Consider the following 9,936-nt stretch of genomic DNA (forward strand, 5'->3'; position numbering starts at 1 on the left):
GACGGTCAGCTGAAGCTTTGGCTGACCGTCTTTCGTATTTAAGATATAAGCTTATCACATTACTGTGCTTAAAGCGCTTCGCCGACTTCTCTCCAATACTTGCTTCTTGCCTTCTTGCCCGAAGCAAACGTAGCTATGCACATAATAAGCGATATTGCGATAACAACGCTGTTGAATACGTAAGAGCCCATATAAGAGCCTACAGACTCAAGAAGTACCGCGTTGAGCGAATAAGTAAGACCCGTACCGATCGACATACCCATATTAACTATCGGGTAGATAACGCCGTAATCTCTCATGCCGAATATATTTCTTATCATTACGGGACCGGACATAGTCATAAGCGAAAGGTTCATGCCGTAAATAACGGAGCATACTGCTATTATCATAAGAGAATGATTTGCGCTGTTATGATGTATCATGAGCATTACCATTGCGATTATGCCCATAACGGAGAATAATACGTGCGTATTTCTCGGACCAAGCTTGCTGTCGTTCAAAAATCCGCCTATTACCTTGAATATTGCGGCCGATATCATAGCAGCCGTAGCGATAAACGACGCCTGAACGAGAGTGTAACCGTACGTTACGCCGCAGTTTACCCAGTGCTGATTGAATCCGGAGGAGAAGCCCGTAAACATTATCGTAAGGAACGCAAGCCACAGTGTGGACGACTTATACGCATATTTCTTAGGTATACCGGGGAACTCCTTTATATGTACCTGACCCTTTAAGTCCTTCATTTCCTCCGAATCCTCCATACCGTAGGGCTGAAGTCCTATCTCGGAAGGCTTCGTTCTCATAAAGATACCGCCGATCACGGGGAAGAGAAGCGCTATAACGGCTGCTGTCCTGTATCCCATTCTCCAGCCGTAATTCGTTATTATGCCTGCAAACAGCGGATTGTATAATGCGCCGCCGATGCCGGTCATCATCATTGCGATACCCATAACAAGCGCCCTGTGCTTTATAAACCAGTTGTTGATAAGTATCGGAACAACGTTCAAAGCGGCAAACGCGCTTGTACCGCCGCACAGAGCAGCTACCAGATAGAAATGCCAAAGCTGCGTGCTTAACGAATACAAGAGCAACCCGCACGCCATAATAAATCCGGCAATAGTAGATACCTTCCTTACGCCCCATTTGGCGAAAGCCTTGCCGCCAAGAAAATAAAAAGCTACGGTACACCATGACGCTATGGTCATAAGCAGCGATACCGACGACTTAGCTACTCCGAGGTCCTCGGCTATCGGGCCCATAAACATACCGTAGGTATTGCTGATAAGGCCGACTCCGCAAAGACCTGCAAGACATGCTATAATAAAAATTACCCAACAATATCTGTTCTTTTTTACAGGTTGTTCCTGTGCCATATGATACCTCCTAGTTTTTTTTAGTATGGTACCATATTCTGTATTAAAAATCAATAGTTTTTAAAAAATATACATATTTTTTTTCAATTCAATGTTATTATTGTTTAATATGCATAATTCGTTCGTGACTGTTTCTCTCATATCAGATCCTCTTTTCTTGCCGCAAACACAAGAAGGCCAAGTTTTGCATATTATATCGTGTAATCCTGATGAACCGGAGGAAATAAAAATGATACGAAATCATTCGGTTGCGGTCATAGGGGGCGATATGCGTCAATTCGCCATATATGAACGCCTTCTTTTGCAGAATAACGACGTTGTATTATGCGCATTTGAAAAAAGCGGCTTTCTCGGACGTCATACTTCTCAGCCGATATGCAGAGATGCGCTTTACGGCGCAGATATAGTCATACTTCCGCTTCCTGCATTTATACAAGGCAAACTCAACGCGCCTTTTTCGGATGAAAACGTAACTTTTGATACCCTTTTTCGCATAATACCGAAAAGCGCAAAAGTATTCGGCGGAAAAATCGACAAAAGCTGTGTTGAAGCGGCCGAAAAATCAGGATTCGTCATAAACGATTACATGAAACGCGAGGATTTTGCCGTTATGAACGCCGTACCTACGGCAGAAGGCGCGCTGGCCGTCTCAATAGAAAATACAGACGGCACGATCATGGGAAGCCGCGTTCTTATATGCGGCTACGGCAGAATAGGGAAGATACTTTCCCGGCGCTTTCATCTTTTGGGCGCAGACGTGACCGTAAGCGCAAGAAAACCAGAAGATCTTTCGTGGATCGCGGCATACTCCATGAAACCGATAAAAACAGATGAGCTTTTTTATACGGAGCTTGATTTTGATATTATAGTAAACACAGTGCCATATATGATATTTAACAAAAAGCTTATTTCCCATGTAAAAAACGGCTGCGTTATGATAGATCTTGCCTCGCTGCCCGGCGGAATAGACCTTGACGCGGCAAACAGCATGGGCATCAAGGCCGTGCGCGCGTTGTCACTGCCGGGCAAAACGGCGCCTGCCGCTGCCGGGCGCATAATACTCTCTACTATTGAAAATATGCTTTACGAAACGGAGATGAGCAAATGAAAGACAATATATGCCTTGAAGGACTTACTATAGGCTTTGCGATGTGCGGCTCTTACTGCACATTTCTTAAAGCCTTTGAAGGGCTTTTTGGACTGATATCAACGGGATGCTCCGTTGTTCCGATAATGTCAGAAAACGCTTATTCTACAGATACGCGCTTCGGAACGGCGCGCGAGCATATAGAAAAGCTTGAAGCAGCGTGCAAGCAAAAGGTCATACACACGATCATCGAAGCGGAACCGATAGGCCCAAAAAAGCTGCTTGACGCGCTGATCATTGCCCCCTGCACAGGCAACACGCTTGCAAAGCTTGCCTCCGGTATTACCGATACTTCCGTAACGATGGCCGCAAAAGCGCAGCTAAGAAACAAGCGGCCGGTGATCATTGCTCCGTCTACGAACGATGCGCTGTCGGCAAACCTTAAGAACATCGGTACGCTTATGAATACAAAAAACGTATTCTTTGTGCCGTTCGGACAGGACGATCCCATATCTAAAGAATCTTCCTTGCTTTCCGATATGAAGCGGCTTCCAGAAGCCGCTTTATGCGCGCTTTCGGGCAAACAGCTTCAGCCCGTAATAATATGAAAGCGCAGGCTTCATGATAAGGGGCTTTATAAAAAACTGCTTCTTTTTAAAAAGCGCATAAAAGAAAGACGCTTTCACGGGAATGTATGGTCCTTTGGAAGCGTCTTTTCATCTGCTTTAGGCGAAATTTTCGCGCCGTTTGCTATTATATCTATATTTTACCTCAGCACCCGCTTTTTTTATATAATTAGTGCTGTAATCCAATGCAAAATGAATAAAGTTTATTGTGAAATTGCATATTTTTATTTTTTTGCGCCTTTTTTCTTGATATTTTGCAAGAACTGTTATATAATATCTTGAAATCAGCGCTGGAAGCGCTTTTGGGTAACTTTTGAGAGGTGACAAATTGAATGAATAAAAAACCTTTATCCAGGAGAGCATCGAGAATACACCCTTCAGCAACTCTGAGAATCGATGCAAAGTTCAAGCGTATGCTCTCCGAGGGTATTGACGTGGTCGGATTTGCCGCAGGCGAGCCCGATTTTGACACTCCCGAATACATCAAAGCCGCTGCATGCAAGGCAATAGCGGAAGGCAAAACGAAATATACTCCCGCATCAGGCATATACGACCTTAAAGTAGCGGTCTGCAATAAATTAAAGAAAGACAACAACCTGACGTACGAGCCCTCGCAGATAATCATATCGAGCGGCGCAAAGCAGGCGCTTTACAATTCGCTGAGCGTACTCTTAAATCCCGGCGACGAGGTCATTCTCCCCGGTCCGTTCTGGGTAAGCTATTACGAATTGATACAAATGGCGGGCGGATATCCCGTAATACTTGAGGGAAAAGAAGAAGACGATTTTCAGATAACGAGAAAGCAGATAGAAGACGCTTTATCCGATAAAACAAAGGCCATTATAATAACAAACCCCAACAACCCTACCGGCATGATGATATCTAACGAGTTTCTCAAGGTCATTGCGGATATATGCGTTAAAAACGGTATTTACGTTATTTCCGACGAAATATACGAAAAGCTCGTTTACGACGGCAAAGAACACGTAAGCATCGCCACGTTCAATGATGATATAAAGGATCTTACGATAGTTATAAACGGCGTATCAAAAACTTATGCCATGACGGGCTGGCGTATTGGATACAGCGCAAGCAATCACGAGATAGCGGCGCTTATAAGCAATTATCAGAGCCATTCGTCGTCAAACCCCAATACGATAGCTCAATATGCTGCTTTGGCGGCTCTGTCAAAGGACGACGGCTCCGCCGACCGCATGAAGGCAGAGTTTTTAAAGCGCAGAAACTATATGGTAGACCGCATAAACAACCTGCCGCACGTTCACTGCCGCAAGCCTATGGGCGCGTTTTACGTAATGATGAACGTATCGGAGCTTTTCTCCATGAAATACGACGGCAAAGAGATAGAAAGCGCGTCGTCGCTCTGCGAGATACTGCTCGATCAATTCAAGCTTTCCCTCGTACCGTGCGAAAGCTTCGGCGCGGGCGACTATGTGAGATGGTCTTATGCAACCTCCATGGAAAATATCGTAAAAGGTCTTGACAGACTTGAAGCATTTTTAAAAGAGATCGAAGAATAAATAATGCGTCTGTAAAAAAGCGGCTGCATTTCGGTCATGTACCGTTATTCGGCCGCTTCGCTTATGCGTTTAAACAACAGCATTTTCATTTGACAACGACATCGGTTAGTATTAAACTTTACTGTGTTAATAATAAAACCGGCGCGCATTTTTTCGCGCCTGTATTTTGTTTATAGAGGTGAAAAATGAGTACGTCTTATAAAAGTCCTTTAAGCTCAAGATATGCAAGCGACGAAATGCAGTATATCTTCTCTGAGGATAAGAAATTCAAAACGTGGCGCAGACTCTGGATCGCTTTGGCGCGCGCCGAAATGCAGCTCGGCCTGCCTATAACGCCGCAGCAGATAGCGGAGCTTGAAGCGCATAAGGACGAGTTAAATCTCGAGGACGCTAAAAAGCGCGAAAAAGAGGTCCGCCACGACGTTATGGCGCACGTGTACGCCTACGGCCTTCAGTGCCCTAATGCAAAGGGAATAATCCACCTCGGCGCGACTTCGTGCTACGTTGGCGACAATACCGACGTTATTTTAATGAAGGAAGGGCTTCTGCTCATACGAAAAAAGCTTGTCAACGTCATATGGCAGCTTTCCGAATTCGCAAGAAAATATGCAAAAACGCCGACTCTCGGCTTTACGCATTTTCAGCCGGCGCAGCTTACTACGGTGGGGAAGAGGGCCTCGCTTTGGATATATGAGCTTACGCAGGACCTTGAAGACGTTGAGTATATTTTATCGCGTCTGAAGCTTTTGGGCTCAAAGGGCACCACGGGCACTCAGGCAAGCTTTATGGAGCTTTTCGAGGGCAATGAAGCCAAAGTCAAAGAGCTTGAAAAGCTTATTGCAAACGAGATGGGCTTTTCGGAGTGCGTTCCCGTTTCGGGACAGACTTATTCGCGCAAATTCGATTCCCGCGTGCTGAACGTCCTTTCGGGAATAGCTCAGAGCGCGTATAAGTTTTCCAACGATCTTCGTCTGCTTTCTCACCTAAAGGAGATAGAGGAGCCCTTCGAGGCGCATCAGATAGGCTCGTCAGCCATGCCGTATAAGAGAAACCCCATGAGAAGCGAACGCATAGGCTCGCTTGCGCGATACGTCATAATAGACGCCTTAAATCCCGCGGTGACCTCGGCTACACAGTGGTTCGAAAGGACCTTGGACGATTCCGCAAACAAGCGCATATCCGTTGCCGAAGCCTTTTTGGCCGTTGACGCCATACTCAATATCTACATAGATATAACGCGCGGCATGGTGGTATACGAGAAAATGATAAGACGCCGCATCATGTCGGAGCTTCCGTTTATGATAAGCGAAAACATAATGATGAACGCCGTTAAAAAGGGCGGCGACAGGCAGGAGCTTCACGAGAAGCTCAGAGTTCACTCTATCGCGGCAGGCAAGAACGTAAAGGAGAACGGCGGCGAAAACGACCTTATCGACCGCATCGTATCGGATCCGGCGTTCGGCCTTACGAAAGAGGAGATAGAAACGATGCTCGACCCGTCCGATTATACTGGACGCGCCGCAAATCAGACTCTTGAGTTTTTAGACGAAGTTATATCTCCGATCTTAGAAAAATACGGCGACCAGCTCGGTATGAAAGTTGAATTGAACGTATAACATAACCAATATAATAAATATTTCATCAAATTATCGTTGTTTTATTGACTTTGAACCGCTTTTGGTTATATAATTTAATTTGTTTGTAAAAAGGAGGCATAATGTATGGCAAAACCCCTTCCTAAGTTTATTGTAACGCTTATTATAATTGCAATAATTACTTATATTGCTCTTGCAGGCGTTTACATCGGCAATTTCATGATACCCAGCGTCTTCGATACGGAAAACGGCGTTCGTAAAGGTCTTGACCTCGTAGGCGGTTCCGTTATTACTTATGAAGCGCAGATCGAAGAGAGCATGAGCCCGGACGAATTATCTACCAATATGGACTCTGTTGTCAGCATGATGCGCCAGCGTCTGAATTCTTTGGGACTCTACGAGGCTGATATCACAAAGGTCGGCGACAGGCGTGTACGCATAGAGATACCGTCCATTGACGATCCCGAAGAGGCGGTACAGAAGCTTGGTTCGACTGCACAGCTTGTGTTCTGCGACTATCAGGGCAACGTATTCCTTACTGGCTCCGACGTAGTTTCGGCAAAGTCGCAGTACGGCCAGACTCAGCAAAACGGTACAAGCCAATACTACGTTCAGCTCACGTTCACGCAGGACGCGGCTAAGATCTTCGCCAATGAGACCGACAGAATATCAAAGCTTCCGCAGGGACAGAATATTATAGCTATCTTAATGGACGGCGAGGTAGTAAGCTCTGCATCCGTTTCGTATCGCATAGATTCCGAGTCTTGCATTATCGAAAGCCCCACTTTTACGGCAGAGGAAACTACGTGGCTTGCAGATATAATAACAGCCGGACAGCTTCCGTTCGCATTAAAAGACGTCGAGCTTCGTTCGGTAGGCCCGCAGTTAGGTGAACGCGCCCTTGAGACAAGCCTTTGGGCAGGCCTTATAGGTCTTATCCTTGTGGCGATCATAATGGTAGTTTTCTATCGCATCCAGGGCCTTATGTCTGTTATAGCCCTCGTTGCATATGTATCTATCGTAGGAATAATCATAACTGTATTCCGCTTTAACTTATCGCTTCCCAGCATCGCCGGTATAATCCTGTCCATAGGTATGGCAGTCGATGCAAACGTCATCATATTCGAGCGTGTCAAGGAAGAAATACGCTTTGGCAAGTCGGTCAAGGCTTCTGTTGAGAGCGGCTTTAAACGTGCATTCAAAGCTATCTTGGACGCAAACATAACGACTCTTATAGCAGCGTTCGTGCTGTGGCAGTTCGGTACCGGTTCTATCCAGGGCTTTGCGATAACGCTCTTTGTAGGAATTATCGTATCGCTCATAACGGCGCTTATTATAACCAGAATACTTTTAAAGTGCATGGTCGGCTTCGGTATCACTAACCATAAGCTTTACGGCGCCTAAAGGAGGGATTTAGAATGAACACAAAGATACGCATTGACATTGTCGGAAAGAGAAAGATCTTTCTCGCCATATCGATAATCATAATAGTTGCCGGTATTATCGGATTCTGCATTCGCGGTTTTAATCTTGATATAGACTTCACCGGCGGTACTACTCAGCAGTATAACCTCCATAAGGAAATAACGGATCAGGATATATCTAAGCTCAATGATATCATGGTCGAAATAACGGGCGAAGCGGCCTCGAGCATCCAGATAACCGGCAGCGAGCGCCAGGAAGTGATCATAAAATCGAAAGAGCTCTCCAGCGAAACGCGTGACGCAGCGTTCGACGCCATTGCAGAAGAGTTCGGCCTCACTGTTGCAGACCGCTACTCGGTAGATAATGTTTCTCCGTCAGTCGGCGCCGATATGAGCCGTGCAGCGCTGATATCAGTCGTTGTAGCCGTCGTGCTGATGCTCGTGTACATCACGATAAGGTTCAGCTTCAAGTCGGGACTTTCGGCGATAATCTGCCTTGTTCACGACGTGCTCGTTGTGCTTACGTTCTATATACTGTTTGCAATACCGATAAACACTTCATTTATCGCAGCCATACTTACAATAGTGGGTTATTCGATAAATGCGACCATCGTTCTTTTTGACAGAGTGAGAGAAAACAAAAAAACGATGTCGCGCGACGACTTTGCAACCGTTATAAACACAAGCATATGGCAAACAATGAATCGCTCGATACTCACGTCTCTTACGACTTTCGTAATGGTGCTCCTGCTTTGCATAATGGGCGTAGATTCCATAAGAAACTTCGCTCTTCCGATAGTTATCGGTATAATCTGCGGTACGTATTCGTCCGTATTCCTTTCGGGCAACTTCTGGTATATGCTTGAAAACAAGAAGAAGAGCCAGGGCAGCACCAAGGCTCCGGCTAAAGCTAAAGCAAAGCGCGCAAAAGCTTAATAACAACAATAATCAAAATCGAGAAAAAGACGAGCTCAACGTTCGTCTTTTTTTGCTGCAAAAAAGCTTTTATTACGGGCATAGAGAATAAAAAACTTATCTTCTTTTTGCGACAGAAAATATCATTTTTCTTCTGCATGTCAGTTGACATAATTCAAATGACAGGCGTTATCTACATTTATTAAAGCAAATGTTGTTTTTTGAAGAATACTGCGATGAAACGCCTCTTGTTTTTTAGGGATATGTTGTTAGAATTACTCTTGAAAAAACTAAAAAACAGGAGATGAGAGAAATGTACGAACGCATAAAAGCATCAAGCATAACACAAAATAGCGGGTCTGATATGCCCTTTGTACTCAACTACTATATGCTTATCAGCAAAAGCGAAACAACGGATGAAAAAGATACGCTTACAGAATACGGATGTGAAATATCGCTTGAATATCCCAATGCGCCGCAAATGAACGAGTCGTCTTTTATTCGATCCATATCGTGCGACCGCCGCTTTACCGAGCGCCTTATCGGCAGGCTTATCGACGGCGCAGTTACTCCTTGTACGCTCTTTGACATAGTTTATGACCACATTTCCGAATAGATCAAAAAAAACAACTATATTTTGTATTTTTTTTGATTTTTATATTGAAACATATGCGTTTAGTTGATATAATTATTTAAACAGATTACATAATTATTATTTCGTTGAAGGGAAAATTGCCATGAGATGTCCATATTGCTCCTATTATGAAAGTAAAGTTATCGACAGCAGACCGACTGACGAAAGCGTAAGCATAAGACGTCGGCGCGAATGCCTCAAGTGCGGCAAACGCTTTACCACCTATGAAACGGTGGAGCGTATTCCTCTTATGGTAATAAAGAAGAATAAATCGCGCGAAGAATTTGATAAGCAAAAGCTGCTTACCGGTCTTCTGCGCGCGTGTCAAAAACGCCCGATATCGATTTCTACGCTGGAGGGTATAGCTAACGATATAGAATCCGAGCTGTATAATTCCATGGAAAAGGAAGTTACCACAAAACAGATAGGCGAGCTTGTCATGGACCGTCTTAAGGAGATCGACGACGTCGCCTATGTGCGTTTTGCCTCTGTATATAAGGAGTTTAAGGATATTGACACCTTCATGAAAGAGCTTCTTATGATCCTAAACAGTAAAAAGTAATCGATCACAGCTGCTGAGCGGATGACGTTTTATGAACGTTATCGAGGCCGTCCCGAAAATTGTGTAAACCTCCGATAAGGTGTAAAATAGAAGCACCATATTGGAGGTTTAATTATGAGCAGCAGAAGAAAACGCAGTTCCGAGGAACGAGCACGGAGGGAGAAAATTCGTGAATTGCTGCA

The 9,936-nt window shown here is 44.8% G+C and carries 9 protein-coding genes; 8 read left to right on the top strand and 1 reads right to left on the bottom strand.

Annotated elements, in window-relative coordinates; genetic code table 11:
• Positions 1 to 68: 68 nt before the first annotated feature.
• Positions 69 to 1,373, bottom strand: a complete 1,305-nt coding sequence (locus IJG50_06655; protein ID MBQ3379529.1) for an MFS transporter — start codon at positions 1,371 to 1,373, stop codon at positions 69 to 71.
• Positions 1,374 to 1,602: 229 nt separating this feature from the next.
• On the opposite strand from IJG50_06655, the gene dpsA reads away from it, so the two are divergent.
• The 8 genes from dpsA to nrdR all read left to right on the top strand — a co-directional run bounded on the left by dpsA (position 1,603) and on the right by nrdR (position 9,754).
• Positions 1,603 to 2,481 (top strand): dipicolinate synthase subunit DpsA, encoded by an 879-nt coding sequence (gene dpsA, locus IJG50_06660; GenBank protein MBQ3379530.1) that lies wholly within the window; start codon positions 1,603 to 1,605, stop codon positions 2,479 to 2,481.
• Entirely contained in the window at positions 2,478 to 3,068 is a 591-nt protein-coding gene (locus IJG50_06665) for a dipicolinate synthase subunit B (protein ID MBQ3379531.1), read from the top strand. The genes dpsA and IJG50_06665 overlap by 4 nt, the downstream gene beginning before the upstream one ends.
• A 350-nt stretch (positions 3,069 to 3,418) precedes the next feature.
• Positions 3,419 to 4,624: a pyridoxal phosphate-dependent aminotransferase gene (locus IJG50_06670; GenBank protein ID MBQ3379532.1), complete on the top strand. Its 1,206-nt coding sequence runs from the start codon at positions 3,419 to 3,421 to the stop codon at positions 4,622 to 4,624.
• Positions 4,625 to 4,809: 185 nt separating this feature from the next.
• A complete protein-coding gene (locus tag IJG50_06675; protein ID MBQ3379533.1) occupies positions 4,810 to 6,240 on the top strand; it encodes an adenylosuccinate lyase in 1,431 nt (476 codons plus the stop codon).
• A gap of 105 nt (positions 6,241 to 6,345) precedes the next feature.
• On the top strand, positions 6,346 to 7,623 hold the full coding sequence (gene secD / locus IJG50_06680) for a protein translocase subunit SecD (GenBank protein MBQ3379534.1): 1,278 nt from the start codon (positions 6,346 to 6,348) through the stop codon (positions 7,621 to 7,623).
• A gap of 14 nt (positions 7,624 to 7,637) precedes the next feature.
• Positions 7,638 to 8,579: a protein translocase subunit SecF gene (gene secF, locus IJG50_06685; GenBank protein ID MBQ3379535.1), complete on the top strand. Its 942-nt coding sequence runs from the start codon at positions 7,638 to 7,640 to the stop codon at positions 8,577 to 8,579.
• Between the two features lie 292 nt (positions 8,580 to 8,871).
• Positions 8,872 to 9,174, top strand: coding sequence for a hypothetical protein (locus IJG50_06690; GenBank protein MBQ3379536.1), 303 nt, complete (start codon positions 8,872 to 8,874; stop codon positions 9,172 to 9,174).
• A 121-nt stretch (positions 9,175 to 9,295) separates the two neighbouring features.
• Positions 9,296 to 9,754 (top strand): transcriptional repressor NrdR, encoded by a 459-nt coding sequence (gene nrdR / locus IJG50_06695; protein ID MBQ3379537.1) that lies wholly within the window; start codon positions 9,296 to 9,298, stop codon positions 9,752 to 9,754.
• Positions 9,755 to 9,936 lie beyond the last annotated feature (182 nt).

The organism is Clostridia bacterium (genome assembly GCA_017405765.1).
Lineage (GTDB): Bacteria > Bacillota > Clostridia > Oscillospirales > RGIG577 > RGIG577.

Coding starts and splice junctions, on each gene's coding strand:
- IJG50_06665 (MBQ3379531.1), top strand. CDS start 2,478: ATGAAAGACAATATATGCCTTGAAGGACTTACTATAGGCTTTGCGATG.
- secD (MBQ3379534.1), top strand. CDS start 6,346: ATGGCAAAACCCCTTCCTAAGTTTATTGTAACGCTTATTATAATTGCA.
- IJG50_06675 (MBQ3379533.1), top strand. CDS start 4,810: ATGAGTACGTCTTATAAAAGTCCTTTAAGCTCAAGATATGCAAGCGAC.
- dpsA (MBQ3379530.1), top strand. CDS start 1,603: ATGATACGAAATCATTCGGTTGCGGTCATAGGGGGCGATATGCGTCAA.
- secF (MBQ3379535.1), top strand. CDS start 7,638: ATGAACACAAAGATACGCATTGACATTGTCGGAAAGAGAAAGATCTTT.
- IJG50_06670 (MBQ3379532.1), top strand. CDS start 3,419: ATGAATAAAAAACCTTTATCCAGGAGAGCATCGAGAATACACCCTTCA.
- IJG50_06655 (MBQ3379529.1), bottom strand. CDS start 1,373: ATGGCACAGGAACAACCTGTAAAAAAGAACAGATATTGTTGGGTAATT.
- IJG50_06690 (MBQ3379536.1), top strand. CDS start 8,872: ATGTACGAACGCATAAAAGCATCAAGCATAACACAAAATAGCGGGTCT.
- nrdR (MBQ3379537.1), top strand. CDS start 9,296: ATGAGATGTCCATATTGCTCCTATTATGAAAGTAAAGTTATCGACAGC.